This is a genomic window from Arthrobacter caoxuetaonis, assembly GCF_023921125.1.
In the GTDB taxonomy this organism is placed as follows: Bacteria; Actinomycetota; Actinomycetes; order Actinomycetales; family Micrococcaceae; genus Arthrobacter_B; species Arthrobacter_B caoxuetaonis.
This window is the reverse complement of sequence record NZ_CP099466.1, coordinates 1,781,553-1,808,031: the sequence shown is the minus strand read 5'-3', so window position 1 is coordinate 1,808,031 and position 26,479 is coordinate 1,781,553. Positions and strand designations below refer to the sequence as shown.

20 protein-coding genes and 2 pseudogenes are annotated in these 26,479 nt (G+C 64.6%); 12 read left to right on the top strand and 10 right to left on the bottom strand.

What is annotated here, in order from left to right:
* Nucleotides 1–3: 3 nt before the first annotated feature.
* Nucleotides 4–651 carry an MBL fold metallo-hydrolase gene (locus NF551_RS08255; protein WP_227896757.1) on the top strand — a complete coding sequence of 216 codons (648 nt, stop codon included), beginning with the start codon at nucleotides 4–6 and terminating at the stop codon, nucleotides 649–651.
* 16 nt (nucleotides 652–667) lie between these two features.
* Here NF551_RS08255 and NF551_RS08250 read toward each other — a convergent pair whose 3' ends face one another.
* Entirely contained in the window at nucleotides 668–1,453 is a 786-nt protein-coding gene (locus NF551_RS08250; RefSeq protein ID WP_227896762.1) for a trans-aconitate 2-methyltransferase, read from the bottom strand.
* Nucleotides 1,454–1,522: 69 nt separating this feature from the next.
* Here NF551_RS08250 and NF551_RS08245 point away from each other — a divergent pair, with 69 nt between their 5' ends.
* The 4 genes from NF551_RS08245 to NF551_RS08230 all read left to right on the top strand — a co-directional run bounded on the left by NF551_RS08245 (nucleotide 1,523) and on the right by NF551_RS08230 (nucleotide 7,181).
* Complete coding sequence (locus NF551_RS08245) at nucleotides 1,523–4,063, top strand: DEAD/DEAH box helicase (protein ID WP_227896769.1); 2,541 nt, start codon at nucleotides 1,523–1,525, stop codon at nucleotides 4,061–4,063.
* Nucleotides 4,064–4,073: 10 nt separating this feature from the next.
* The gene (locus NF551_RS08240; protein ID WP_227896770.1) at nucleotides 4,074–4,556 is read left to right on the top strand and encodes a GNAT family N-acetyltransferase; all 483 of its coding nucleotides are present in this window, start codon (nucleotides 4,074–4,076) and stop codon (nucleotides 4,554–4,556) included.
* A complete protein-coding gene (locus NF551_RS08235; RefSeq protein ID WP_227896773.1) occupies nucleotides 4,553–5,857 on the top strand; it encodes an alpha/beta fold hydrolase in 1,305 nt (434 codons plus the stop codon). The genes NF551_RS08240 and NF551_RS08235 overlap by 4 nt, the downstream gene beginning before the upstream one ends.
* A gap of 106 nt (nucleotides 5,858–5,963) precedes the next feature.
* On the top strand, nucleotides 5,964–7,181 hold the full coding sequence (locus NF551_RS08230) for a hypothetical protein (RefSeq protein WP_227896774.1): 1,218 nt from the start codon (nucleotides 5,964–5,966) through the stop codon (nucleotides 7,179–7,181).
* A 74-nt stretch (nucleotides 7,182–7,255) separates the two neighbouring features.
* Here NF551_RS08230 and NF551_RS08225 read toward each other — a convergent pair whose 3' ends face one another.
* The 5 genes and pseudogenes from NF551_RS08225 to coaE all read right to left on the bottom strand — a co-directional run bounded on the left by NF551_RS08225 (nucleotide 7,256) and on the right by coaE (nucleotide 11,733).
* On the bottom strand, nucleotides 7,256–7,435 hold the full coding sequence (locus NF551_RS08225) for a hypothetical protein (RefSeq protein ID WP_227896775.1): 180 nt from the start codon (nucleotides 7,433–7,435) through the stop codon (nucleotides 7,256–7,258).
* Nucleotides 7,436–7,453: 18 nt separating this feature from the next.
* Nucleotides 7,454–7,510 (bottom strand): annotated as a pseudogene (locus NF551_RS19080) (hypothetical protein); the annotation flags it as partial.
* A 341-nt stretch (nucleotides 7,511–7,851) separates the two neighbouring features.
* A pseudogene (locus NF551_RS08220) lies at nucleotides 7,852–8,847 on the bottom strand (TerC family protein); the annotation flags it as partial.
* 92 nt (nucleotides 8,848–8,939) lie between these two features.
* Nucleotides 8,940–11,030, bottom strand: a complete 2,091-nt coding sequence (uvrB, locus tag NF551_RS08215; protein WP_227896776.1) for an excinuclease ABC subunit UvrB — start codon at nucleotides 11,028–11,030, stop codon at nucleotides 8,940–8,942.
* 76 nt (nucleotides 11,031–11,106) lie between these two features.
* Nucleotides 11,107–11,733 carry a dephospho-CoA kinase gene (gene coaE / locus NF551_RS08210; RefSeq protein ID WP_227896777.1) on the bottom strand — a complete coding sequence of 209 codons (627 nt, stop codon included), beginning with the start codon at nucleotides 11,731–11,733 and terminating at the stop codon, nucleotides 11,107–11,109.
* A gap of 75 nt (nucleotides 11,734–11,808) precedes the next feature.
* Here coaE and NF551_RS08205 point away from each other — a divergent pair, with 75 nt between their 5' ends.
* The 7 genes from NF551_RS08205 (at nucleotide 11,809) to NF551_RS08175 (ending at nucleotide 19,710) form a co-directional block, all read left to right on the top strand.
* Nucleotides 11,809–12,483, top strand: a complete 675-nt coding sequence (locus NF551_RS08205) for an IMPACT family protein (protein WP_227896778.1) — start codon at nucleotides 11,809–11,811, stop codon at nucleotides 12,481–12,483.
* Nucleotides 12,480–13,628 (top strand): class I SAM-dependent methyltransferase, encoded by a 1,149-nt coding sequence (locus NF551_RS08200; RefSeq protein WP_227896780.1) that lies wholly within the window; start codon nucleotides 12,480–12,482, stop codon nucleotides 13,626–13,628. Before NF551_RS08205 ends, NF551_RS08200 begins: the two co-directional genes overlap by 4 nt.
* A gap of 240 nt (nucleotides 13,629–13,868) precedes the next feature.
* Nucleotides 13,869–15,188, top strand: coding sequence for an ABC transporter substrate-binding protein (locus NF551_RS08195; protein WP_423722087.1), 1,320 nt, complete (start codon nucleotides 13,869–13,871; stop codon nucleotides 15,186–15,188).
* Between the two features lie 60 nt (nucleotides 15,189–15,248).
* A complete protein-coding gene (locus NF551_RS08190) occupies nucleotides 15,249–16,253 on the top strand; it encodes a carbohydrate ABC transporter permease (RefSeq protein ID WP_227896784.1) in 1,005 nt (334 codons plus the stop codon).
* Nucleotides 16,250–17,155, top strand: a complete 906-nt coding sequence (locus tag NF551_RS08185; protein WP_227896786.1) for a carbohydrate ABC transporter permease — start codon at nucleotides 16,250–16,252, stop codon at nucleotides 17,153–17,155. The genes NF551_RS08190 and NF551_RS08185 overlap by 4 nt, the downstream gene beginning before the upstream one ends.
* Complete coding sequence (locus tag NF551_RS08180) at nucleotides 17,155–18,621, top strand: GH1 family beta-glucosidase (RefSeq protein WP_227896787.1); 1,467 nt, start codon at nucleotides 17,155–17,157, stop codon at nucleotides 18,619–18,621. Before NF551_RS08185 ends, NF551_RS08180 begins: the two co-directional genes overlap by 1 nt.
* 69 nt (nucleotides 18,622–18,690) lie before the next feature.
* Complete coding sequence (locus NF551_RS08175; RefSeq protein WP_423722191.1) at nucleotides 18,691–19,710, top strand: LacI family DNA-binding transcriptional regulator; 1,020 nt, start codon at nucleotides 18,691–18,693, stop codon at nucleotides 19,708–19,710.
* A gap of 17 nt (nucleotides 19,711–19,727) precedes the next feature.
* Here NF551_RS08175 and NF551_RS08170 read toward each other — a convergent pair whose 3' ends face one another.
* The 4 genes from NF551_RS08170 to polA all read right to left on the bottom strand — a co-directional run bounded on the left by NF551_RS08170 (nucleotide 19,728) and on the right by polA (nucleotide 26,315).
* A complete protein-coding gene (locus NF551_RS08170; protein ID WP_227896788.1) occupies nucleotides 19,728–20,426 on the bottom strand; it encodes a hypothetical protein in 699 nt (232 codons plus the stop codon).
* A gap of 155 nt (nucleotides 20,427–20,581) precedes the next feature.
* Nucleotides 20,582–22,054 (bottom strand): 30S ribosomal protein S1, encoded by a 1,473-nt coding sequence (gene rpsA / locus NF551_RS08165; protein ID WP_055241244.1) that lies wholly within the window; start codon nucleotides 22,052–22,054, stop codon nucleotides 20,582–20,584.
* Between the two features lie 286 nt (nucleotides 22,055–22,340).
* On the bottom strand, nucleotides 22,341–23,657 hold the full coding sequence (locus tag NF551_RS08160) for a GNAT family N-acetyltransferase (RefSeq protein WP_227896789.1): 1,317 nt from the start codon (nucleotides 23,655–23,657) through the stop codon (nucleotides 22,341–22,343).
* A gap of 24 nt (nucleotides 23,658–23,681) precedes the next feature.
* Entirely contained in the window at nucleotides 23,682–26,315 is a 2,634-nt protein-coding gene (gene polA / locus NF551_RS08155; RefSeq protein ID WP_229971435.1) for a DNA polymerase I, read from the bottom strand.
* Nucleotides 26,316–26,479: the final 164 nt, after the last annotated feature.

Sequence of the window (26,479 nt, the reverse complement as noted above, 5' to 3'; positions counted from 1 at the left end):
CGCATGCTGGATACCCAAAATGTTTCTATTCGAAGTGCCTCCGTGGGTTCTATGGACAACAACGTCTATGTGCTGACGGCCAAGAATTCAGGAGACCAGGTGCTCATTGATGCGGCGGATGACTTCGCCCGCATCCAGGAAGTGCTCGACGCCGGTGCAGGCGACCTGTACGGCGGAGTGTCGCAGGCCTCGGTGCGGATGATCATCACCACGCACAGCCACTGGGACCATGTGCGGGCGCTCGCCGAGGCAGCCGAAGCCACCGGCGCGCGCACCGCCGCGGGATCCGAAGACATCGCCGACATCCCGGTCCCCACGGACGTTCCCCTCAAGCACGGCGATGTGCTGGACTTCGACGGGTTCGACCTGGAAGTCATTGGTCTCCGCGGCCACACCCCCGGATCCGTTGCCCTGCTCTTCCGGGACCCAGACGGGCCCGCCCACTTGTTCACCGGTGACTCCCTCTTCCCCGGAGGCGTCGGAAATACGCAGAAGGATCCGGCGCGGTTCTCGTCGCTGATCAACGACGTAATCGAACGTATCTTCGAATACCTGCCCGATGACACGATCGTGCATCCGGGCCACGGCGCCGGCACCACCCTGGGAGCAGAGCGGCCGCACCTGGCGGAGTGGAAGGAGCGGGGCTGGTAGGAACTGCCCTGCCCGGTTAGGCGCGCTTGCGGGCCACCAGGAAGATCCGGCGGAACGGAAAGACAGTTCCCCAGCTCTTGGGCGGGTAGGCAGTCCGCAGGAGCTGGCCGTACTCCGCTTCGAAAGCCTGGTAATCCCCGGCCGGCAGTGCATTCATGACCGGACGAAGCGCTGTGCCGCGCACCCAGTCAAGGACAGGGTCGGATCCGGCCAAAACCTGCTGGTAGCTGGTTTCCCACACATCGGCGTCGTATCCGGCCTCTACCAGCAGTTCCAGGTACTCATCGGGTTCAGACACGGAGTCTTCTCCCCGCAGGACACCCGCGAGCGCCGAGGACCACCGGGGAGTCTGGGCGAGTTCGCGCATGAGCACGTGGGAAAGCGCGCCGAAGTTGCCCGGGACCTGGACAGCGATCCACGATCCGGCATCAAGCTGCTTGGACCAGTGCCGGAGGAGTTCCTGGTGTCCGGGCACCCACTGCAGTGCCGCATTGGAAAGCAGTACCCCGGGACCCTGCCCCTGCGGCGGCTCCCAGTCCTGGATGCTTCCGGCGGAGAAGTCCAGGTTGGCCGGCGCACCCTCCAAGGCACGGGCTGAGCCGATCATGTCCACGGACGAATCGATCCCCCGCACTGCTGCGTCCGGCCAGCGCGCAGCCAGGACAGCGGTCAGTTCCCCGCTCCCGCAGCCGAGATCAGTGACCCATGCCGGAGCATCTGCTCCGACCCGGCCCAACAGGTCATGGAACGGCCGGTCCCGGAGGCCGGAGAAGCGCGAATACTGTGTGGGATCCCATTTCATGGCCGCGAGCCTAGCAGTCCGTACTGCCGCGAACGGGCATTTCCCCCGCCCGGCTAGGCTGGTAGTGCAATGAAACTACTTGAACAGCTGCCCGCCGCAGCATCCAACACCGCCGCCGTCGACCCGGACGCCCTCTACATGGCCTTCCTGGAATGGGTGGAAAGCCGCGGAATGTCCCTGTACCAGGCCCAGGATGAGGCCGTGATGGAGCTGGTGTCCGGCCATAACGTCATCCTCGCCACGCCTACGGGGTCCGGAAAGTCCATGGTTGCCATAGCGGCACACTTCTACGCCATGGCACTCGACGAGCGCAGCTACTACACCGCGCCGATCAAGGCACTGGTGTCGGAGAAGTTCTTTGCTCTCTGTGACATTTTCGGCGCGGACAACGTCGGAATGGTGACCGGGGATTCCTCCGTGAACAAGGACGCCCCCATCATCTGCTGCACTGCGGAGATCCTCGCGAACATCGCCCTGCGGGAAGGACCGGACGCCGACGTCGGGACCGTCATCATGGACGAGTTCCACTTCTACTCCGATCCGCAGCGCGGCTGGGCCTGGCAGGTTCCCCTCCTCGAGCTGCCCCAGACGCAGTTCCTGCTGATGTCCGCCACCCTGGGCGACATGACCCGGATCGCCACGGAGCTTTCCGAGCTCACCAACCGGGACACCGTCACCGTGACGTCAGTGGAGCGGCCCATCCCGCTGCACTACTACTACGTCGAGACGCCCGTCCAGGAATCCCTGGAAGAACTGCTGGCCACCAAGCAGGTTCCGGTCTATGTGGTGCACTTCAGCCAGATCGAAGCGATCGACCGCGCCCAGGCACTGATGAGCATCAACGTCTGCACCCGCGAGGAAAAGGACCGGATCGGCGAGCTGATTGCCGGTTTCCGCTTTGCTCCGGGCTTCGGCAAGACCCTCAACCGGCTGGTCCGGCACGGAATCGGCGTGCATCACGCGGGCATGCTTCCCAAGTACCGGCGCCTGGTGGAGCAGCTGGCCCAGGCCGGCCTGCTGAAGGTCATCTGCGGAACCGACACCCTCGGCGTCGGCATCAACGTGCCGATCCGCACCGTGCTCATCACGGCCCTCAGCAAGTACGACGGCGTACGCACCCGGCCGCTGAAGGTCCGCGAATTCCACCAGATCGCCGGGCGTGCCGGCAGGGCCGGTTATGACACGGCCGGAACCGTCGTCGTGCAGGCCCCGGAGCACGTGATTGAGAACGCCAAGGCGATGGCGAAAGCCAAGGCGAAGTTCGGCGATGACCAGAAGAAGCTGCGCCAGGTGGCAAAGAAGAAGCCGCAGGCAGGCTTTGTCTCCTGGGGCGAACCTACATACAAGAAGCTGGTGGAGGGTACCCCCGAGCCGCTGACCTCCAGCTTTAACGTCACCCACGCCATGCTGCTGAACATCCTGGAACGTCCCGGGGATCCGTTCCGGGCCGCGAAGCACCTGCTCACCCACAACCATGAGACCAGGGCTTCGCAGCTGAAGCTGATGCGCAAGGCACTGGGGATCTACCGGGAACTGAAGACCGCCGGAATCGTTGAGAAGCTCCCCGCGCCCGAGCCGGACGGCCGCACCGTGAGGCTGAAGGTGCATCTGCAGCCGAACTTCGCACTGAACCAGCCGCTCTCCCCGTTCGCCATGGCTGCCCTGGAGATCCTTGACCCGGAGAGCCCCTCCTACGCCCTCGATGTTGTGTCGGTCATTGAAGCCACGCTGGAGAAACCGCGCCAGATCCTCTCCGCACAGGAAAAGAAGGCCCGCGGCGAAGCCGTGGCAGCGATGAAATCCGAGGGCATCGAGTACGAGCAGCGGATGGCCATGCTGGAGGAGGTCACCTACCCCCAGCCGCTCGCAGAGCTGCTCTTCCAGTCCTTCGAGGTCTACCGTTCCTCGGCCCCGTGGCTCGGCGACTTTGAGCTCACGCCCAAGTCGATCGTCCGTGACATGTACGAACGCGCCATGAGCTTCGGCGAATACGTGGCCTTCTACTCCCTGGCCCGGTCCGAAGGCGTGGTGCTGCGCTACCTGTCGGACTGCTACAAGGCGCTGCTGCAGACCGTGCCGCCCGAAGCCCTGCGCGAGGACCTCTCCGACATCATCGAATGGCTCGGGGAACTGGTCCGCCAGACGGACTCCTCGCTGCTGGACGAATGGGAGGAGCTGGCGGCCGGGGTCGATTCCTCAGCGGGCAGCGAACCTGTCCTGCCGCCTGCACCGGACAAGCTCACGGCCAACACACGGGCGTTCCGCGTGATGGTCCGCAACGAGATGTTCCAGCGGGTCAAGCTCTTCGCGGATGAGGACGACGCCGCCCTCGGCGCCCTGGACGGCGGCTCGGGCTGGGACGCGGAACGGTGGGCCGGGGTCCTGGATGACTACTTCGAGGAGCACGAGGACATTGACGACGGACCCGAGGCCCGGGGCCCGGCGCTGCTGATCATTAAGGAACTGGCCGATAAGTGGGAAGTCCGGCAGATCTTCAAGGACCCTGCCGGGCACCTGGACTGGGGCATCAATGCGGAAGTCGACCTCGCCGAGTCGGACGAAGCCGGCTCCGCCGTCATCCGAATTATCCACGCAGGGCGCCTGGACTAGGCTGGAAACCATGCAGATTCGAGCCGCCCGCAAAGACGACGTTCCCGTAATCCTCGAGCTCATCCATGAGCTGGCCGTCTACGAAAAGGAACCGGACGCGGTTCGGAATACCCCGCAGGCCCTGGCCGGCCACCTGTTTGCCGAGCACCCCGCAGTGTTCGCGCACGTGCTTGAGGACGAGGCAGGCGTGCAGGGCTTTGCCCTGTGGTTCCTGAACTACTCCACGTGGGAAGGGGCCCACGGCATCTGGCTGGAGGACCTCTACGTACGTCCGGAGGCCCGGGGCCGCGGATACGGGAAGGCGCTGCTGCGCAGCCTGGCCCAGCTCGCCGTCGAGCGCGGCTACGCCCGGGTGGAATGGTGCGTCCTGAACTGGAACGAGCCGTCCATTGCCTTCTACAAGTCCCTGGGGGCCCAGCCCATGGATGAGTGGACGACCTACCGCCTCACCGGCGGAGCACTGGAGGATTTCGGCACCCCGGGCGCGGCATGAGCGTGCCGCACACCGCTTCCAAGCCGGTGAATGTCCGCGGCATGCGGGTCGTGGAGCACCGCTTCACTGTTCCGCTGGACCATGCGCAGCCCGACGGCGAACAGATCACTGTTTTTGCCCGTGAGTACTCAGACCCGGGGGTCTCCCCCGTCTCCGACCTTCCCTGGCTGCTGTATCTGCAGGGCGGACCGGGAGGCAAAGGCAGCCGGCTGCTGCAGTTCGGCGGCTGGACCAAGGCTGCCTCGCGCCGCTTCCGCATCCTCATGCTGGACCAGCGCGGCACTGGACTCTCGACACCTGCCAACCGGCAGAGCCTTGCCCTGCGCGGGGATGCGGCAGCCCAGGCGGAATACCTCAGCCATTTCCGCGCGGATTCAATCGTTGCGGACGCCGAACTCATCCGGAACGCACTGGGCTCCGGTCCGTGGAGCATCTTCGGACAGTCCTACGGCGGGTTCTGTGCGCTGACCTATCTTTCTTTCGCGCCGTCGGGCCTGAAGGAGGTCCTGGTCACCGGTGGCCTGGCGCCCCTGTCCGGCCCCGCCGACCGGGTCTACCAGGCCACCTTCGGCAGGGTCGCGGCACGGAATGCGGAGTACTTCGCCAAGTACCCGGGCGACCGGGAGCTCACCACCCGGATAGCCCGCCATCTGGACGCTGTGCCCGAACAGCTGCCCGACGGCACCCGCCTGACGCCTCGGCGGTTCCAGATGGCCGGGTCCTATCTTGGCGGCAACACCCGCATGGACGGACTGCACCATCTGCTGGAAGAGGCTTTCATCGACACCCCGGACGGAATGCGTCTCTCCGACACCTTCCTGGCCGGCATGTGGCAGCTTGCCGAGCGTTCCACCAACCCGCTGTACGCCCTGATGCACGAATCGATTTACGCCCAGGGGCAGGCAACCGAATGGGCCGCCTGGCGGGTTTTGCAGTCCCGGCCGGATTTCCTGCCAGAAGCCGCGGAACCGCTGTACACGGGCGAAATGGTTTACCCCTGGTACTTCGAGGAGGACCCGGCGCTGCGTCCACTGAAGGGGGCCGCGGAGCTGCTGGCCGCGAAGTCGGACTGGCCGGACCTCTACGATCCCGGGCAGCTGGCACGCAACACCGTTCCGGCGGCGGCGGCCGTGTACACGCACGACATCTACGTGGACCGGGACCTGTCGCTGGAGACAGCCGCAGCAGTGCAGGGACTGCAGGTGTGGGAGACGGACGAGTTCCACCACGACGGAATTGCCGACGACGGTGAGGGTGTTTTCAACCGGCTGCTGGGCATGGTGCGCGGCGAAACGCCCTGAGCAGGCATGTTCCCGGTTCAAGCAGCCGAGTTCCGGCAGCCGTGGCTGGCGCCGGGATTGAGGAATATTCTGGCTGGGGCAGCGAACAGCGGCGGAAGGCCTGGCCATGGCACCCAGTACGCGTTACGACATTGCATCCCGGCCCCGGCGCGGGGCGGCCCCTCCTAACGCCCCAACCTGGCGCCGGGTCACCTCAGCGATCCTTGGCGTGCTGGCCGCACTGCTGCTCATCGCGTCGGTAACGGCCGGTTACGCAGGCAGCCTGGCCGCCAATACCGACCGGTACGTTGCTACGGTCGGGCCGGTGATCCACGACCCGGCGGTGCAGGCCGACCTCTCCGGGCAGATCAGTGAGCAGGTCACCAGCCGGCTGGATGTGAGCACCTCCGTCAATGATGCGCTCTCCGGGATTGACGACTCACGCGCATCGGAGGCACTGGCTGCCGCCGTCGCGCCCGTTGTCGCAGACCGGACCAACGCGCTCATCGACAATACCGTTGCCAAGGCGGTCGCCAGCCCGGCATTCGCGACCCTCTGGACCGACGCGAACCGCAGGGCCCATGAAGTCCTGGTCCGGGCCGTGCAGGACGATCCCGGTGGCGTCGCCGCCATTGCGCCGAACGGAGACATCACTGTTTCCACCACGGCGATGATCGGTGAAGTGAAGTCCCGGCTCCTGGCCCAGGGGGTGTCCGCGGCTACAGTCATTCCGGATGATGCCGGCCAGGATTACACCGTCTTTAACGCTCCGGGACTCGCGTCGTCGCTGTCCGCGCTGAACACCCTGGGTACGGTTGCCGCGGTCCTCCCGTGGCTGGCCGCAGCGGCAGCCGCCGCCGCTGTGCTGACGGCCCCGAACGGCCGGCGGCTTCGCTCAGGATTGGTCATCGCCGTGTCCGGTGCCGCTGCCGGGCTGGCGGCGGTGCTGGTGCTGCGGGTCCTCCAGCAGGCAGGAATCGATTCGGTGACCGGCAGTGCACTCTCACCCGATGCCGCTGCGGCACTCACGGGCGCGTTTCTGGATCCGCTGGCAGCCGCCCTGCGGACGGTGGTGGTCCTGTCCGTCCTGGCAGTGCTGGTGCTCTACGCCGCCGGACATACCAGCCGGTGGGAACCGTGGGCACTGCGGCATCAGCGGGTATGCCAGGCCGTTGCCGCAGGAATCACCTTGCTGGTGCTCTTCCTGCCCGGCCTGACCGCCGGGACCACCATCGGCATTGCCCTGGTGATGGTAGGCGTGATCGTCGTCCTGGAGGTGCTGGGCAGACGTTCCCGGACGCCGCTGGCGGCGGCGTCCGGGAATGGTCCTGCAGCGGCCGGTTGACGAACAGCCGGCTGACGATCCGGCCAGACAGAGGAACCCGTCAGACTGGCGATCCGGTCAGACTGGCGATCCGGTCAGACGAGGGCTTTGGCCTTGAGGCGGCCGAACTCGTCGTTGGTGATCAGGCCTTCATCCAGCAGGGATTTCGCTGACGAGATCTGCTCCGCCGCACTCTGGCTGCCGGCAGCGCGCCGGATGTAGGCGTCTGCCTGCTCCTGGGATTCGCTGGCCCTGCGGGCACTCCTTGATGCCATGCCGCGGCCGCGGGCAATGACGTAGACGAGGGCTGTGATGTAGGGGACGAAGAGGAGGAAAAAGATCCAGACTGCCTTCGGCGGGCGCCGTCAGGCGCAAACTACGAGAGTCCCGACGCTCAATACGCCGGCACTGGATACGCCGGCGGCGGCCCCCGACTTGATGGCCGGGAACCGCCGTCGTCCTGCTGCTGTTTGTTTGTGCCCGCCGGTTACTGCCGGGCGCCGGGATCGCGGGGATCCGAGGCGAGGAACCTTGCCCGGGCTTCATCCGTGATCTCCGGCAGTACGACGTCGGACCGTGTTTCCGCTGCCTTTTCCGCGGCCCGGTAGGTCTTGGTGACGTCGTTGTAGGCCTGGGTCCGTTCCTGGTGCGGAGCGTCCTCGCCCAGGCTGCGGTAAACGCTCAATGCGGCTTCGAGAGAGGCCACCGCGTGCACGGCCTTGGCCTTGGGGCTCAGCAGGCTGGCCACGGTGGCGATCACGATGGTGCCGAGGATGACGGCCAGCGAAACGAAGGTCGGGATCTCCGGCGCCCAGGCTACGGACTCACCGCCGTTGATGAAGGGCAGTTCGTTGACGTGCAGCGCGTGCAGGATCAGCTTGACGCCGATGAACGCCAGGATCACCGAGAGACCGTGCTTGAGGTAGATGAGCCGGTCCATCAGCCCGCCAAGCAGGAAGTAGAGCTGGCGCAGGCCCATCAGGGCGAAGATGTTGGCCGTGAAGACAATGAACGCGCTCTGGGTGAGGCCGAAGATCGCCGGAATGGAGTCGACGGCGAACATCAGGTCGGTGACACCGATGGTGATGAAGACAATGACCATCGGCGTGAAGACCTTCTTGCCGTCCACCACCGTGCGGATCTTGCCGCCGTCGAAGTTCTCGGTCATCGGCAGGAAGCCGGTGAGCTTGCGGACCAGCTTGTTGTCGCTGCCGCCCTCTTCGTCTTCACCGTTGTCCGTCGCCTGCTTCCAGGCCGTCCACAGCAGGAAGGCACCGAAGAGGAAGAAGACCCAGGAGAAGTTCTCGATCACGGCAGCGCCGATGAGAATGAAGATGCCGCGCAGGATCAGGGCAATGATGATGCCGAACATCAGCACTTCCTGCTGGTACTTACGCGGTACCGAGAAGCGGGCCATGATGATGATGAACACGAAAAGGTTGTCGATGCTGAGGCTGTACTCAGTGACCCAGCCGGCAACGAACTGGCTGCCGTATTCCGGGCCGGTGAAGATGAACATCATCACGGCGAACATGAGCGCCAGCCCGACATAGAAGCCGACCCAGAGGCCGGCTTCTTTCATGGAGGGCTCGTGGGGGCGCTTGACGACCAGGAGCAGGTCGAAAAGCAGGACCAGTCCCAGGATGATGAACGTGCCGACCTCGAAGACGACAGGTAATGCGGGCATGGGAAACAGACCTTTCAGAGCACGGAAAAAGGCGGGGAGCCTCCGTGACTACGAAAGCTGCCCCACCACCGGCAAGCAGTCTACCGCACTGCCTAGGCGTGCCCGGCGTTCTGCATCTGCCGAAGTTCCTTCTTGAGGTCCCCCACCTCGTCGCGGAGCCGGGCCGCCAGCTCGAACTGGAGCTCAGCCGCAGCGGCGTGCATCTGCTCGGTCATCGACGCGATCAGTCCGGCGAGGTCCTCCGCGGGAGCCGCGGCCAGGCCATCCTTGCGGATACCCTTGGCTCCCTTGCCTCCCTTGCCTGCCTTGCCTGTCTTGGCGGTTTCCGCCAGCAGGGCCTTGGTGTCAGCGTCTTCCCGGGCCAGTGAATCGGTGATGTCCGCAATCTTCTTGCGCAGCGGCTGCGGGTCCACGCCGCGTTCCTTGTTGTAGGCCACCTGGATGGCCCGGCGCCGGTTCGTTTCGTCAATGGCGTGGGCCATGGAGTCCGTAATCCGGTCGGCATACATATGCACCTGGCCGGAGACGTTTCGAGCAGCACGTCCAATGGTCTGGATCAGGGAGGTAGAACTGCGCAGGAACCCTTCCTTGTCCGCGTCCAGGATCGAGACGAGTGAGACTTCGGGCAGGTCCAGGCCTTCACGGAGCAGGTTGATGCCCACCAGGACATCGAAGGTGCCCAGCCGGAGTTCGCGCAGCAGCTCCACGCGGCGCAGGGTGTCGACGTCGGAGTGCAGGTACTCAACCTTCACCCCGTTTTCCAGCAGGTAACCGGTGAGGTCTTCTGCCATGCGCTTGGTCAGGGTAGTGACCAGAACGCGTTCGTCCTTTTCAGTGCGGGTGCGGATCTCCGCCAGGAGGTCGTCGATCTGGCCCTTGCTGGGCTTGACCACCACCTCGGGGTCAACCAGCCCGGTGGGCCGGATGATCTGCTCCACCACGCCATCGGACTTCCCCAGCTCGTACTTGCCCGGGGTGGCGGACATGTAGACCGTCTGTCCGATGCGCTCGAGGAACTCGTCCCATTTTAGCGGCCGGTTGTCCATGGCCGAGGGAAGCCGGAAGCCGTGCTCCACCAGCGTCCGCTTGCGGGACATGTCACCTTCATACATGGCACCGATCTGCGGGATCGTCACATGGGACTCGTCCACGACCAGTAGGAAGTCATCCGGGAAGTAATCCAGCAGGCAGTGCGGTGCCGTCCCAGGCCCGCGCCCGTCAATCCAGCGAGAATAGTTCTCGATGCCGTTGCAGAAACCCATCTGCTGCATCATTTCGAGGTCATACGTGGTGCGCATGCGCAGCCGCTGCGCTTCAAGGAGCTTGTTCTGGCTCTCCAGTTCGGAGAGGCGTTCGCGGAGTTCGTTTTCGATCCCGGTGATGGCGCGGTTCATCCGCTCCGGTCCGGCAACGTAGTGCGAGGCCGGGAAGACGTACATCTCCTCCTCGTCCTGGATCAGGTCACCGGTCAGGGGATGCAGCGTCTGGATGCTCTCGATCTCGTCACCGAAGAACTCGATGCGCAGTGCCTGTTCTTCATACATCGGGATGATTTCCACGGTATCGCCGCGGACCCGGAACGTGCCGCGGTGGAAATCCATGTCGTTGCGCACGTACTGCATGGATACGAACCGGCGAAGCAGGTCATCCCGGTTCATCTGCATGCCGCGGCGCAGCGTCACCATGCCCTTGATGTACTCTTCCGGCGTTCCAAGGCCGTAGATGCAGGAGACCGTTGCAACGACAATGACGTCACGCCGGGTCAGCAGGGCGTTGGTGGCCGAGTGGCGCAGGCGCTCGACTTCCTCGTTGATGGAGGAGTCCTTCTCGATGAAGGTGTCCGTCTGGGGGACGTAGGCCTCGGGCTGGTAGTAATCGTAGTAGGACACGAAGTACTCGACGGCGTTATTGGGCAGCAGTTCCCTGAACTCGTTCGCCAGCTGGGCCGCCAAGGTCTTGTTCTGCACCAGCACCAGCGTGGGCCGCTGCACCTGCTCCACCAGCCAGGCAGCAGTGGCGCTCTTGCCCGTGCCGGTGGCGCCCATCAGGACGACGTCCTTTTCACCGGCCTGGATGCGTTCTGCCAGTTCCTTGATGGCAGTCGGCTGGTCGCCGGCGGGCGAGTAGTCACTGATGACTTCAAAAGGGGCGACAACGCGTTTGATGTCCTGCGCAAGACTCATGGTTCAACGCTACTCCGGGACGCGGTCAGGTGCTGTCCGTATTGCTGACGGCATAACGTGCGGACCTGCTCCCGAGCTACTCCTGCTGCGCTGCCCGCAGGCGTTCCCGGTTCAGCGGAACAAGGCGGGTCCGCCACAGTTCGCGGACTGCCCCGACCAGCTCTTCAGGGCTTCCGGTGTTCTGGAGCACGACGTCGGCAGCAGCTGCCCGCTGTTCCGCACTGGCCTGTGCGTTGATCCGGGCCTGCGCGTCGGCGGGGTCCATCCCCCGGTCGCGGATCATCCGCTCGAGCCGGACCGCTTCGGGTGCTTCGACCACCAGGACGAAATCGAACGCGGCGGCCTGCCCGGTCTCCACCAGCAGCGGGATGTCCTGGACCAGGATGCCGTCCCGGGGTACCTGGGCTGCCAGCTCCGCAGCGCGGGCCCGTACCAGCGGATGGACGATGGCGTTCAGCGTTTCCCGCTTTGCAGCGTCGCCAAAGACCAGAGCTGCCAGGGCCGGGCGATCCAGGCTGCCGTCAGCGGCAAGGATCCCCGGGCCAAACTCCCGCACGACCGCGGCAAGGCCTTCAGTACCCGGTGCCACCACTTCGCGGGCCAGGGCATCGGCGTCCACCAGCACCGCCCCGCAGTCCACAAGTGTCCGGGCGACCAGGGATTTACCGGCGGCAATTCCGCCGGTGAGACCAACTTTCAGCATGGCCACCACCCTACCCCGGCTCCCCGGCACTCCCCCGGAGCGCTCTTCGGCGGCACCGCAAACTAGACTGGGTCAGTGAGTGAATTGGGTGCGGTGGAGGGACGGTATACAACCCTCGCCGGAGAGCACCGGACCGAGCTTGAGATCAAGCGTTCCCGCTTCATTACCGTGCTGCGGCGCACTGAAACCGAAGAAGAGGCCCGCGCGCTGGTGGCTCAGCTGCGCCGGGAGTTCCACGATGCCCGGCACCACTGCAGCGCCTTTGTCCTGGGGCCCGGCCGGGAGGTCCAGCGCTCCAGTGACGACGGGGAACCCTCGGGAACCGCCGGCCTTCCCATGCTCGAGGCCCTGACCAAACGCGAGACTTTTGACGGCGCGGCAGACCTGAGCGACATCACGGTTGTGACAGTGCGCTATTTCGGCGGGATTCTCCTCGGCGCCGGAGGGCTGGTCCGCGCATACTCCGAGTCTGTCTCGTCGGCTTTATCCACCGCTCCCCTCCTGCAGCGCGCCCGCATGCAGCTTTACGCGGTGCCGGCCTCCCACGCCGGTGCCGGACGCCTGGAGAATGACCTCCGGAATGCCGGGTATACCGTCCGCGGGACCGAGTACGGCGCCGGCGGCGCCGTCATCACGGTCGCACTTCCCGACACCGCCGGGTCCGGCTCCGCATTCCAGGACCGGCTCGCTGCGCTCAGCGCGGGCGACGTCGAAGCCGAACCGCTAGCCACTGAATGGATTGACCTGTGAGCACTGCTTCTTCTTTTGCCTTCGAGTCCCTGGGCCGGGCCCCCGACGTCGAAGCCGGGAATCTCCAGGCGTGGGACACTGCCGACACACTGCTGCTGGACACTGCAGCCGGGGACCTGGCAGGCGCTGCTCCGGGAACAATCTCGGTCATCGGCGATTCCTACGGCGCCCTTACCCTGGGCACTGCCGCCCTTCACGGTTCACGCCAGATCCGTGTGCAGCAGGATCCGCTCTCCGGGGAGCTGGCCCTGGACCGCAACGCCCGGGCACTGGATCTGACCGGCGCCTATACGCACTGCAGGCTGGAGGAGGGTCTCGTCGCGGATGCACGGATTGTGCTGCTGCGGCTGCCCCGTTCCCTGGACGCACTGGAAGAAATCGCCCGGCTGATCGCCGGCCATGCCGCTCCCGATGTCCGGATCTATGCCGGCGGACGGATAAAGCACATGACCACCGCCATGAACGATATCCTGGGCAGGTACTTCGATACGGTGACGGCCAGCCTGGCCCGGCAGAAGTCACGGGTCCTTGTGGCAGGCGGGAGGCGCCCGGCTGAAGAACTCCCGCCGTCCCGCTTCCCGCTCAAGGCAGCGTACGACGTCGGCCTTCCACAGCCGCTTCAGCTGAGGGCCCGCGGCGCCGCTTTTGGCGGTGCGTCACTGGACCCCGGCACCCGGTTCCTGCTCCCATTCCTGTCCCAGGCGCGGACGGCGGACCAGGCAGTGGATCTGGGGTGCGGCAATGGGGCAATCGCCGCTTACCTGGCACTGACCCGGCCGGGAGCGGGCGTGTTGGCAACGGATCAGTCCGAAGCTGCCGTCGCCTCCACCATCCTGACGATGGAGGCCAACGGTCTTGGGGAACGTGCCACCGTACAGCGGGCGGATGCGCTGTCCTGGCTGGCCGACGGGTCCCAGGATCTGGTGGTCCTGAATCCGCCGTTCCATATCGGAGCCACTGTGCACACCGGAATCGCGCTGAAACTCTTCGCCGACGCAGCCCGTGTGCTCCGTCCCGGCGGGGAGCTTTGGACCGTCTGGAACTCTCACCTGGCCTACCGGCCTGCGCTGAACCGGCTTGTAGGGCCTACCGCGCAGGTTGCCCGCAACCCCCGGTTCACGGTCACCGTGTCCACCCGGCGCTAGGCAGCGGGGCGGCTCGAAAAGCCGCATCAAGAATCTTGAGAGAGCGCTCTCTTGACAGTGAAGCCCGTCACATCTAGGCTCTCAGCAACGTCAGAGAGCGCTCTCTCGCCCGGTTCTGGATTTTTGGGCCGCAGCGGACTCTCTGGGCAGATCCATAGTCAGAGTCCCGTCCCAGGACAAGCCAGCTTCTTTTCGGCGCGGTCCTTCCCGGGATTATCAACCGGTAAGACACACAAAGGAGTGACCGTGAATAAGTTTCGACATTCGGCAGCGGCGGTGGCAGGAGCCGCAGCCGTGGCGCTGCTCGCCGTCGGCTGCGGCGGCGGCAGCGGCGAAGCCGGCACCGAAGAGAACCCGCTTGAACTCACCATCACCACATTCGGCACGTTCGGCTATGACGATCTCTATGGCGAGTACGAAGACGCCAACCCGGGGATCAAGATCAAGGCCAACAACATCGACCGGGGCGCCAACGCCCAGACCGATCTGTTCACCAAGCTCGCGGCCGGCTCAGGCGTGAGCGACGTCGTAGCCCTGGAGGAGGGCTGGCTGGGTTCCGTCATGGAGGTCTCCAACGAGTTCGTCGACCTGAACGAGTACGGCGCCGCCGACATCAAGGACAACTGGGTTGACTGGAAGTTCAAACAGGGCACGGACGCGGACGGCCGGGTTATCGGCTACGGCACGGACATCGGACCCCAGGGGCTGTGCTACAACGGCAAGCTCTTTGAAGCCGCAGGCCTGCCCAGCGACAGGGAATCAGTCGCGGAGCTGTTTGGCGGAGACGACGCCACGTGGGAGCGCTATTTTGAGCTGGGACAGCAGTATCACGACAAGACCGGACTGGCCTGGTATGACCAGTCCGGCTTCGTCTGGAACTCCATGGTCAACCAGATGGACGAGGGGTACTACACCAAGAGCGGGGAGCTGAACATCGAGGGCAATGCCGCGATGAAGGAACAGTTCCTGCAGCTGGCTGCAGGAACCGAGGCCGGCCTCTCCGCCAATGAGACAAAGTGGGACTGGGGCACAGGCAAGGCCTTCACTGACGGTTCCTTCGCCACGTTCGTCTGCCCCGGGTGGATGCTGGGCACCATTCAGGAGCAGCTGGAATCCGCCGGCGGCGGAGCTGACTCAGGCTGGGACTTTGCCGACGTCTTCCCCGGTGGCGCTTCCAACTGGGGTGGTGCCTTCCTGGCAGTGTCCGAGTCTTCGGAGCACAAGGAAGAGGCGGCCAAGCTCGCTGCGTGGCTGACGGCGCCCGAACAGCAGGTCAAGCAGTCAGCAGCTGCCAACAACTTCCCAAGCACCATTGAGGCGCAGCAGACGCTCGTCGAGGAAGCTGTTCCCAACCCGATGTTCAATGACGCCCCGACGGGTGCCATCCTGGCTTCCCGTGCTGAAGGCGTGATCGCCCAGTTCAAGGGACCCGACGACTCCGTCATCCAGGAGAACGTGTTCGGTGCAGCCCTCGTGCCGCTCGATGCCGGCAAGACCGACGGTGAAGCCGCGTGGAATGAGGCCATCAAGCTCCTCAACGATCTGGTAGTCAAGGATTAGTGCAGACGGACGGGGCCTCCGGTATTCCGGAGGCCCCGTCGATGGCCTGGGAGAACTCCAATGACCGTAACCATCAAGCGCCCGGCCCCAGCGGCTGAACCGCTCAAAACCAAACCAACCTTCCGGCAGCGGCTGAACGTCTGGGACGTCAAGGCCTCGCCTTACCTGTACATCTCCCCTTTCTTCCTGCTCTTTGGACTCGTCGGCCTGTTTCCGCTGATCTACACCTTCTGGGTCTCGCTGCACGACTGGCACCTGCTGAAGGGCCAGGGCGACTTCGTGGGCCTGGGCAATTTTGCGACGGTCCTGGGCGACCGGTTCTTCTGGAACTCGCTCGGGAACACCATGAGCATCTTCCTGCTCTCAGCAATTCCGCAGCTCATCGGGGCGCTGTTCATTGCTGCCATCCTGGACCAAAACATCAGGGCGAAGACCTTCTGGCGGATGTCGATCCTGCTTCCCTACATCGTTACCCCGGTTGCGGTGGCCCTGATCTTCACGAACATGTTCAACGAGCAACATGGACTGATCAACAACCTGCTGGGGAACTTCGGGATCGATCCCGTCAACTGGCGGACTGACACGTTCGCCAGCCACGTAGCCGTTGCGACGATGGTCAACTTCCGCTGGACGGGCTACAACGCGCTCATACTCCTGGCTGCAATGCAGGCGGTGCCGAGGGACATCTACGAATCGGCTGCGATCGACGGCGCGGGGGCCTTCCGAAGGTTCTTCAGCATCACGCTGCCCAGCATCCGCCCCACCATGATCTTCGTCGTCATCACGTCCACTATCGGAGGACTCCAGATCTTCGCCGAGCCGCGGCTCTTCGATCCGTCCTACGCCGGAGGAGCGCAGCGGCAGTTCCAGACCACTGTGCTTTACCTCTGGGAAATGGGATTCAAGCGGATGGACTTCGGCGTTGCGTCAGCCATTGCCTGGCTGCTCTTCCTGATCATCGTCCTCATCGGACTCGTGAACCTCACCCTCTCCAGGCGGATCGCATCAACGGACGGCAAGCCGACCAGACGCCGCCGGAAGCTTCGAGAAGGGAAAATGAAATGAGCATCATTGAGCGGCGGACCGCCAGGCCTGCACCGGCTCCACGGCCCCGCACCAAGGCACCGCTGAAGCAGCGCGTTTTCGGCAACGGCCTGCGCCCCGGATACCTGACGTATGGTCTTCTGCTGGCCTTCTTCATCGGTTCCGCATATCCGCTCTGGTGGTCTGCGATCGTCGGCAGCCGTTCAAACGAGGCGCTGGGCCTGTCCTATCCTCCCCTGTTGCCAGGGGGCAATTTCTGGAACAACGTCGCCGAGGTCTTCGACACTGTTCCGTTCTGGCTTGCGCTGTGGAACAGCGTAGTCATTTCCACGGTCATCACGGTTTCGGTCGTTACGTTCTCCACTTTGGCTGGCTACGCCTTTGCGAAGCTCCGGTTCCGCGGCAATACCGGCCTGATGATTGCCGTCGTCGCCACCATGGCGATTCCGACGCAGCTGGGGATTATTCCGCTGTTTATGGTGATGAGGACTTTCGGCTGGACCGGGGAGATCGGTGCGGTCATCATCCCCACGCTGGTGACAGCCTTCGGGGTCTTCTTCATGCGCCAGTACCTCGTGGACGTCATTCCCGACGAACTCATAGAGTCTGCCCGCATGGACGGCGCGAACATGATCCGGACGTTCTGGCATGTAGCGCTTCCGGCCGCCAGGCCGGCCATGGCGATCCTGGGGCTTTTCACCTTCATGAGCGCCTGGACCGACTTTTTGTGGCCGTTGCTGGTCCTTGGTCCCGGCAACCCCACCCTGCAGACGGCGCTGAGCCAGTTGCAGTCGAACCGGTACACCGACTACGCGGTGGTCCTGACCGGGGCCGTGATGGCAACCATCCCCCTGCTTCTTCTCTTCATAGCGGCAGGCAAACAACTTATTTCCGGAATCATGCAGGGAGCAGTGAAGGGCTAATGACGAATACCACCGCTATGCGGAACCAGAGCAACTTCCCCCCGGGCTTCATCTGGGGATCGGCAACCGCGGCAGCGCAGATTGAGGGAGGCGCACGGGAGGACGGGAAAGAAGACTCTGTCTGGGATGCCTTCGCCGCCAAACCGGGGAACGTGCGCAACGGTGACACTCCGGCCGTGGCGGTTGACCACTACCACCGCATGCCGCAGGATGTTGCGCTGATGAAGGAACTCGGCCTGGACTCCTACCGCTTTTCCACCAGCTGGGCGCGGGTCCGGCCGGGCGGACGGGAGCTCAATCCCAAGGGACTGGATTTCTACTCCCGGCTCGTGGACGAACTGCTCGAGGCCGGAATCCTCCCCTGGCTGACGCTGTACCACTGGGACCTCCCCCAGGCACTGGAGGAACAGGGCGGCTGGACCAACCGTGATACCGCCTGCCGGTTCGTGGAGTACGCGCAGGATGTGTACGCCGCACTCGGCGACCGGGTACGCCATTGGACCACCTTCAACGAGCCCTTCTGCTCGTCACTGCTCGGCTACGGATCAGGGGTCCATGCCCCGGGACGCCAGGATCCGCGTGCCGCCATCGCCGCCGTGCATCACCAGCACCTGGCCCACGGCATGGCAACGGCGGAACTGCGCGGCCTTGGTGCCGAGAACATCGGGATCACACTGAATCTCAGCAACTCGATCCCGAAGGATCCAGCTGATCCGGTGGACCTCGAAGCCGCTCGGCTCTTCGATTCGCTGCAGAACCGGATCTACCTGGATCCGATCCTCCGCGGAGCTTACCCGGAGGACTCTCTCCGGGACCTAGAGCCGTACGGACTGCACGAGGTGATCCTGCCCGGAGACATGGAGATCATCGGAGCACCGATCGACTTCCTGGGTGTCAATCACTACCACGATGACCAAATCAGCGGGCACCCGGATACCTCGGGCGAGGACGGCCACGGCGGCGGCGGTGTGCTGCCCAAGGCCTCGCCCTGGATTGGCGCCGAACACATCACGTTCCCCAGCCGCGGACTGCCGCGGACAGGGATGAACTGGGAAGTTAATCCTGATGGCCTCCGGAAGCTCCTGGTCCGCCTGGGCAAGGAATACCCGCAGCTGCCGCCGCTGTACATCACGGAGAATGGTGCAGCCTACGACGACGAAGTGACGGAAGACGGGGCGGTCCATGACACGGAACGCACCAGTTTCATCCTGGAACACATCCAGGCGGTCGGTGAGGCCATTGTCGAAGGGGCCGACGTCCGTGGCTACTTCGTCTGGTCCCTTCTGGACAACTTCGAATGGTCCTGGGGTTACGACAAGCGATTTGGGATCATCCACGTGGACTATGAAACGCAGGAACGCATCATCAAGGACAGCGGGCTGGCCTACGCCCGGTACGCCGCAGAGGCACGCCGGCAGAGCGGAACCCCTGCCGGAAGGCCGGCCGCGGCAGCGCCGGTCGGCTAGATGAAACTGGAATCGAACATGGCTGCGGCCACCGCCAAGGGGAACGGACACATGGGCACGGAAACGACTTTGGGCAGCGAGGCTACGCAGGCGCGCCCAGCCCCCACGCTGGAAATGGTGGCTGCACTGGCGGGTGTTTCGCGCGCAACTGTCTCGCGCGTCGTCAACGGTTCAACGTCGGTGGCACCCGAATTGGTGCAGAGCGTGGAACAGGCCGTCAGGACGCTGAACTACGTGCCCAACCGGGCCGCCCGCACCCTGGCGAGCCGCCGGACGTACACCGTGACACTGCTGGTGCCCGAATCCACGTCGAAGGTCTTTGCGGATCCGTTTTTCGCCACGGTTGTGGAGGGGGTGGCCAAGTACCTGAATTCCACGGACTACATGCTGAACATGGTCACTTCCTCCGAAGCGAATCCGGGCAAGACGCAGCGGTATCTCATGGGCGGAAACGTCGACGGCGTCCTGGTGGTCTCCCACCACAGCGGTGACCATTCCTGGGAGCACCTCAGTGACGCGCTGCCGATGGTTTTCGCCGGACGTCCCCTGGTGAATGCCCGGGACAGCTACTACGTGGAGGTGGACAACGAAGAGGGCGCCCTCGCCGCCGTCCAGCACCTCATCGACGCGGGGCGCGGGAGCATCGCCACCATAGCGGGACCGCAGGACATGCCGCCGGGGATTGACCGGCTGGCCGGCTGGCGTGCGGGACTGACGCGTGCCGGACTCGATGACGCGCTCGTGGAGGTAGGCGACTTCACCGTGGCCTCGGGCGCCGCTGCCATGCGGCGCCTGCTGGATCGGGGCAAGCCCATTGACGGACTGTTTGCGGCCAATGACCAGATGGCCGCAGGAGCGCATGCCGTCCTGAAGGAACGCGGTTTGAGGATCCCGGAAGACATCGCCGTCGTAGGTTTCGACGACGACGAGTTTGCCACCCGCGTCTCCCCCGCGCTCACCACGGTTCACCACCCCATCGCTGAACTCGGCGAAAAGATGGCCCGCATGCTGGTGGAACTCATCGAGGGCCGCGCGGCGGAAAGGGTCTGCCGGCTGCCCACGTCCCTCGTGGTGCGGGAGTCCGCCTAGCTTCTCTGGTCACACAGCTAGGCGGACGTGTAGCGGATGCCGCTGTAGTCTTCCTCGGCAAAGAGCTCACTGCGGCAGGTCCGGCGGTCCCACATGGCCTCAATCTGGAGCATATTGGTCTCCCATGCACCGGCATCAGGCTCACGCGTCCTGATCAGGGCTGTTGCGGCTGCCCGTGAGGCGCACCCCCACACGTAGGCGGAAGCCATCTTGGGGTCGGCGAAGACACCGTTCCACAGGGGGCTTCGGCGCTTCTTGAGCAGCTGGGTTCCCAGCACCAGAAGTGCGGCCGCAACGGCGGCGGCAGCGCCGAACACTTCACTCGAGATGAGGTCGAACGGTTTGGCCAGCAGGGCCGCCCCAAGCAGGACGCCGCCAATGGTTCTTATCCGGGCAGCGTTGCCTGCCAGCCAGCCGTCCGCCTCCCGCGCCAGCCGCCGCTGTTCCCGGCCCCAGGCGCGGAACCGGGGCAGGTCGGCACGCGCTTCTCCGTCACGTACGGCCTCTGCTGCCTCAAAGTACTCCGGGTACCGCTCGTGAAGGTCCCTTTCCAGCTGCTCTGAGGCCTTGATCTCCTCCCACGACTCAGCTTCCCGTTCCGCCGCGGCGACTCCGTTGACGAGATTGGCGGCCTGGACCGGTGTCAGGAGCCTGGCCGCTGCCTGTGTTCGCCGGCGGATCTGGTCCTCAAGTTCCTGGCGGCTGGCTGAGCTCACATCTCCGGCCTGCATTTTCATTCCCCCCCGCTGGTAGCTGCTGTAAGACGGTTCAGCCTACCAAGCCGGATGCCGGCTCCCGGCAAAGCAAAAGGCGGGTCCCCACCGAAGTGGAAACCCGCCTTTTCAGGCAGCTAGTGCCTTAGCAACAGAAATTAGTTGCCGGTCAGCTTCTCGCGCAGTGCCGCAAGAGCCTCGTCGGATGCCAGGGTGCCGGCAGCGGACTCGGATGCAGCAGGCTCGGAAGAGTAGCTGGTGGAGCTGGACTCAACGGAGTCCGAAGCTGCAGCAACGTCTTCAGAGTTGTGCTGGGCAACCTGCTTCTTGTGAGCTTCCCAACGGGCCTGGGCGTCAGCGTACTGCTGCTCCCAAGCTGCACGCTGGGTCTCGTAGCCTTCGAGCCATTCGTTCGACTCGGGGTCGAAGCCCTCCGGGTACTTGTAGTTGCCGGCTTCGTCGTACTCTGCGGCCATGCCGTACAGAGCCGGATCGAACTCGGTGCCCTCGGGGTCGACGCCCTCGTTCGCCTGCTTCAGCGACAGGGAGATGCGGCGGCGCTCGAGGTCGATGTCGATGACCTTGACGAACAGCTCGTCTCCAACGGAGACAACCTGCTCTGCCAGTTCAACGTGGCGCACAGCCAGCTCGGAGATGTGGACCAGGCCTTCGATGCCGTCTTCGACGCGCACGAACGCACCGAACGGAACCAGCTTGGTGACCTTGCCCGGCACAACCTGGCCCAGGGCGTGGGTGCGGGCGAAGGTCTGCCACGGATCTTCCTGCGTAGCCTTCAGCGACAGGGAGACACGCTCGCGGTCGAGGTCAACTTCCAGAACCTCAACGGTGACTTCCTGGCCAACTTCAACGACCTCGGAGGGGTGGTCGATGTGCTTCCAGGACAGCTCGGAAACGTGGACGAGACCGTCTACGCCGCCAAGGTCCACGAAAGCACCGAAGTTGACGATGGAGGAAACAACGCCCGGACGGACCTGGCCCTTTTCCAGCTTGTTGAGGAACGTGGAACGGACCTCGGACTGGGTCTGCTCGAGCCATGCACGGCGGGACAGGACCACGTTGTTGCGGTTCTTGTCCAGCTCGATGATCTTGGCTTCGATCTGCTGGCCGATGTACGGAGCCAGGTCGCGGACGCGACGCATCTCCACGAGGGATGCGGGCAGGAAGCCGCGCAGCCCGATGTCGAGGATAAGACCACCCTTGACAACCTCGATGACGGTACCGGTAACGACGCCGTCTTCTTCCTTGACCTTTTCGATGTCGCCCCAGGCACGCTCGTACTGTGCGCGCTTCTTGGAGAGAATCAGACGGCCTTCTTTGTCTTCCTTGGTGAGGACCAAAGCTTCGACCTGGTCGCCCACGGAGACAACGTCCCCGGGATCGACGTCGTGCTTGATGGAAAGCTCACGGGAAGGAATGACACCCTCGGTCTTGTAACCGATGTCGAGCAGAACCTCGTCGCGGTCAACCTTGACGACGGTACCTTCGACAAGATCGCCGTCGTTGAAGTACTTGATCGTTGCGTCAATGGCGGCGAGGAAGTCCTCGGCGGATCCGATGTCGTTGATGGCGACCTGCGGGGTACCGGACTTCTCGGTGGTGGTGATGGTCATGTAGTTGGGACTCCGATGTGGAAGTTGATGTAATTCCGGATGTTGCTCCCACCGGCTCGCGTGCAACCCGGAGAAACCAGGTTCAAGACGGTGCTTGTTTGTCCGGAGATGGACAGAATTATGAATCTTGGTGCTGCACGGTGGCGACCGGAATACCTCTCCAGCACGCGTAACGCGCCTGTTTAGTCTAGCCGCAGCCTCCAAGTCAGGTCAAAGCCGGTTGGTAAAACCAGTACCCGAATTGCCTGACCCGACCGAATCCGTACGGAATACCCGTAGCCCCCGGCTAGAAATGGGTGCTGCAGTACGGCGGCCGGGCCACGGCGAAGAGACGGTCCAGGGCTGCAACGCCCTCCTCCGTGCCCCGCACCCCGCCGGAAACGGCCAGAACCTGTGCGCTGACGCCGCCGAGATACAGGGAACCAAAGGCCGCCGCATCCGCTTCGACAGCAGGCACGCCGGACGGTCCGTCTTCCCCTGGAACGAGCTCGGTGACAGTAACGGCGGTCCCGTCCACCTGGACCAGCCAGCGGCCGGCAGCAATGCCCAGCGGGTCAGCGACCGTGAGGACAACTGTGCCGTCGGATTCGAAACCCCTGGCGCGGAGCATTGCGGCCGGATCCAGCGGACGCAGCCACAGGGTGTCTTCGACACCCGTGACCTGATAGCGCCGCCGGTCGGCCAGGGCCCAGGGAAGCGGATCCGCCACCGGTGCCGATGCCGTGATCTTCTCGACGAGGTCAATGGAACCCAGATACCGCCACAGTTCCAGCCGGGCAGTGTCATCGACTGCCACCAGGTCCAGGACCTTGAGGGTATGGGGTTCGGTTTCCCACGGAAGGAAGCGGTAGGTGACGTAGCCGTCCGGCGTCCCCGCGGCGTCGTAGTGCACGGCGGCCCGCACATCCTGCTGTACTTCGGGAACGTCTCCCCACAACCCTGCCGCCCGTTTGGCGTACCCGGCCTGCCGTCCCAGCGCGCCCCGGGCTGCATGGAGGTGCCGGGAAAAGATCTCCGGGGCCAGTTCCTCCATCTTCGGGGCGTCGGCGAGCACTGTGGAACCCGACGGCGGGACCTTGAGCTCCAGCCGGCCGCGCGCGTCGACTTCCACCGTGGCCTCGGCCGTCGCTGCACCAAATCCGAAGCGCCCGTAAATGACCGCCTCGGAGGCAAGCAGTGCCGCAACCGCGAACCCTTCCTCCCCCGCGCGCAGCAGGTCCGCAGTGATCATGCCGTTCAGGATTCCCCGGCGGCGGTGGGTCGGGCGGACCGTCACTGAAGTGATCTGGTGGGCCTGCAGGAGGGTGCCGCCGGCATTCAGGCCGTTGGACATGGTGGCGTACGTCGCCACGGGTGCTGCCGGGTTCCAGGCATACGCCGGTGCGGCGTCGTCATAGACACCGGTGAGCATGCGCCCGTCAGCTCGGTACGCCTCGACGATGGAAGCCATCTGTTCCGGCTTCCAGGCCGGATCGTGGAACCCCAGGTTGACGGCCTGCAGCCAGTCCGCGGTGCGCTCATCGACACGCTGGTGGTCAGCGTGGGACAGGCCCGCCGCGAACCGTTCCGTGCGCAGGGCTGTGCCCGCAGTTTCCGCCGTCATCTGTCTCCCCCTGGCTGGTTTGTCCTAGTGCCCTGCCTCGTGCCAGCTTGCGCCCCAGCCCACTGAGACATCCAGCGGTACGGAGAGGTCGGCGGCGCCGGCCATCTGCTCCCGGACCAGCTTCTCCGCTGCCTCCCGCTCACCCGGGGCGACTTCCAGGACGAGTTCGTCATGCACCTGCAGCAGCATACGTGTCTTCAGGCCCTGCTTCTTCAATTCTGCGTCCACGCCCAGCATGGCCTTCTTGATGATGTCCGCTGCGGAGCCCTGGATCGGTGCGTTCAGGGCGGCACGCTCGGACATTTCGCGCAGCTGCCGGTTGGTGCTGGCAAGGTCCGGCAGGTACCGGCGGCGGCCCTCGATCGTGGAGGTGTAGCCGTCCTTGCGCGCCTGCTCGACGACGCCGCGCAGGTAGTCGCGGACGGCTCCGAAGCGGGTGAAGTAGTCCCGCATCAGCGTGCGTGCCTCGTCGACCGGGATGGAGAGCTGCTTCGAGAGGCCGAACGAACTCAGGCCGTAGACCAGGCCGTAGGACATGGCCTTGACCTTGGAACGCATGGCACTGGTGACCTCTTCCGGGGGAACCCCGAAAATGTGCGAGCCGACGAACCGGTGCAGGTCCTCGCCGTCGCGGAAGGCCTGGATCAGGCTTTCGTCACCGGAGAGGTGAGCCATGATCCGCATTTCCACCTGGGAGTAGTCCGCCGTCAGCAGGGTTTCATAACCCTCCCCGACCACGAACACTTCACGGATCCGGCGCCCTTCCTCGGACCGGATCGGGATGTTCTGCAGGTTGGGGTTGATGGAGGACAGACGGCCAGTCGCGGCAACGGTCTGCGCGTAGGTGGTGTGGATCCGGCCGTCGTCGGACACCGACTTGCGCAGGCCTTCCACCGTCTGCCGGAGCTTGGAGGCGTCACGGTAGGCCAGCAGGTGGGCCAGGAACGGATGGCCGTTCGTCTTGATAATCAGGTCCGAGAGCGCATCGGCGTCGGTGGAGTATCCGGTCTTGATCTTCTTGGTCTTGGGCAGGCCAAGTTCCTCAAAGAGCACTACCTGGAGCTGCTTCGGGGAGCCGAGGTTGATTTCCTTGCCGATGACGGCGAAGGCCTCCTCCTTGGCGACCTCGATGGTGCGCCCGAATTCGTCCAGCAGGCCGTCCAGCTTGTCGGTCGAGACGGCGATCCCGGCCAGCTCCATCTCCGCCAGCACTTCCGACAGCGGCAGTTCCAGCCCACCGAGCAGCTGGTTGGCTCCGCGCTCAACCAGCAGGCCGGAGAAGTGCTCGCTCAGGCGCAGCGCAGCGAAGGCCTCCATCACGGCCGGAGCGGCTGTGTCCTCGCCGTCCAGGGAGAGTTCCAGCTGGTTGCTGGCCGAAGCCGCGGAATCCAGGGACAGCTTCAGGTGCTGAAGGCTCAGGTCCGCCAGGTCGTAGCTGCGCCGGTCAGGCTGGATGAGGTAGCCCGAAATCGCGGGATCATCGATCTCCCCGCGCAGACGGAGTCCGCGGCGGGAGAGCAGCTTGTAGGCGTCCTTGAAGTCGTGGACCACCTTCGGGGCGTTGCTGTCCGCCAGCCAGCCGGCAAGGACCTGCTCCGCTTCAGCGTCCAGCTCAAGCAGCGGCATATAGGCCGCTGACTCGTCGGTGACGACGGCAAGTCCGGTCGCTTCCCGGGATTCACCGGCCCCTTCCGTGACCAGCCGGATCCCGGCCGGTTTCTGGTTGGTGGCCTGGAACCAGGCCTGGAGGTCATCCGCGGACGTGAGCGTGCTGTGGGCCGGAGGCAGCAGCTCCGGATGGTCCCCGGGAATCTCCTCTTCGCCGTAGACGTCGAAGAGACGCTTGCGCAGCGCGTTGAACTGCAGTGCGTCGAAGAGTTCCTCGATGGCCTCGCGGTCGGGCCGCTGGGCAGCCATGGCGTCGAGGTCCACCGGCAGGTCGAGGTCGCGCAGCAGCCGGTTCAGCCGCCGGTTGCGCTTTACGTCTTCAATGTTCGCGCGGAGGGAGTCGCCGACCTTGCCCTTGATTTCATCCAGGTGCTCGAGGATTCCTTCGAGTCCGCCGTACTGCTTGATCCACTTGGCAGCAGTCTTGGGGCCAACACCCGGGACGCCCGGCAGGTTGTCAGCGGACTCCCCCACCAGCGCAGCCAGGTCCGAATACTTGTCCGGCGGCACAAGATACTTCTCTTCCACTGCGGCAGCATCCATCCGCGGCAGGTCGGAGACACCCTTCTTGGGATAGAAAACGGTGACGCGGTCATCCACCAGCTGGAACGCGTCCCGGTCTCCGGAGACCACCATGACATCCCAGTTCCGGGCCGAGGCCTGCTCTGCAAGCGTGGCCAGGATGTCGTCGGCTTCGTAGCCGTCCAGGGAGATGGTGGGAATGCGCATGGCTTCCATGACCTTGATGATCAGGTCCACCTGCCCGTGGAACTCCTCCGGCGTCTTGTTCCGCCCGCCCTTGTACTCCGAGTACTCCTCGGTGCGGAACGTCGGGGTGTCGAGGTCGAAGGCCACCGCGATGTGTGTCGGCTCCTCATTCTTGATCAGGTTGATCAGCATGGAGGTGAAGCCGTAGACGGCGTTGGTGTGCTGGCCGGTGTCCGTGGAGAAGTTCTCCGCCGGGAGGGCGTAGAAGGCACGGAAGGCCATGGAGTGCCCGTCAAGGACCAGCAGGCGGTTGTTCCCGGCGGCGTTGAGGGTACCGAGCGGTACTGCGGAAGGCGTGGGTGCCGCGTGGCTTCCGACCGGGGCATCAGCCGCGGTGTCCGGCGACTCGGGGACCTCGGCGATCCCCAGCCCGTCAAGGGAATCCG

What these genes read in the sequence shown, in the direction of transcription:
- uvrB (WP_227896776.1), bottom strand. Translation starts at nt 11,030, where the DNA reads ATGAGTCTTGCGCAGGACATCAAACGCGTTGTCGCCCCTTTTGAAGTC.
- NF551_RS08240 (WP_227896770.1), top strand. Translation starts at nt 4,074, where the DNA reads ATGCAGATTCGAGCCGCCCGCAAAGACGACGTTCCCGTAATCCTCGAG.
- polA (WP_229971435.1), bottom strand. Translation starts at nt 26,315, where the DNA reads ATGGCCTTCCGTGCCTTCTACGCCCTCCCGGCGGAGAACTTCTCCACG.
- rpsA (WP_055241244.1), bottom strand. Translation starts at nt 22,054, where the DNA reads ATGACCATCACCACCACCGAGAAGTCCGGTACCCCGCAGGTCGCCATC.
- NF551_RS08225 (WP_227896775.1), bottom strand. Translation starts at nt 7,435, where the DNA reads ATGGCATCAAGGAGTGCCCGCAGGGCCAGCGAATCCCAGGAGCAGGCA.
- NF551_RS08235 (WP_227896773.1), top strand. Translation starts at nt 4,553, where the DNA reads ATGAGCGTGCCGCACACCGCTTCCAAGCCGGTGAATGTCCGCGGCATG.
- NF551_RS08180 (WP_227896787.1), top strand. Translation starts at nt 17,155, where the DNA reads ATGACGAATACCACCGCTATGCGGAACCAGAGCAACTTCCCCCCGGGC.
- NF551_RS08230 (WP_227896774.1), top strand. Translation starts at nt 5,964, where the DNA reads ATGGCACCCAGTACGCGTTACGACATTGCATCCCGGCCCCGGCGCGGG.
- NF551_RS08185 (WP_227896786.1), top strand. Translation starts at nt 16,250, where the DNA reads ATGAGCATCATTGAGCGGCGGACCGCCAGGCCTGCACCGGCTCCACGG.
- NF551_RS08160 (WP_227896789.1), bottom strand. Translation starts at nt 23,657, where the DNA reads ATGACGGCGGAAACTGCGGGCACAGCCCTGCGCACGGAACGGTTCGCG.
- NF551_RS08255 (WP_227896757.1), top strand. Translation starts at nt 4, where the DNA reads ATGCTGGATACCCAAAATGTTTCTATTCGAAGTGCCTCCGTGGGTTCT.
- coaE (WP_227896777.1), bottom strand. Translation starts at nt 11,733, where the DNA reads ATGCTGAAAGTTGGTCTCACCGGCGGAATTGCCGCCGGTAAATCCCTG.
- NF551_RS08245 (WP_227896769.1), top strand. Translation starts at nt 1,523, where the DNA reads ATGAAACTACTTGAACAGCTGCCCGCCGCAGCATCCAACACCGCCGCC.
- NF551_RS08250 (WP_227896762.1), bottom strand. Translation starts at nt 1,453, where the DNA reads ATGAAATGGGATCCCACACAGTATTCGCGCTTCTCCGGCCTCCGGGAC.
- NF551_RS08190 (WP_227896784.1), top strand. Translation starts at nt 15,249, where the DNA reads ATGACCGTAACCATCAAGCGCCCGGCCCCAGCGGCTGAACCGCTCAAA.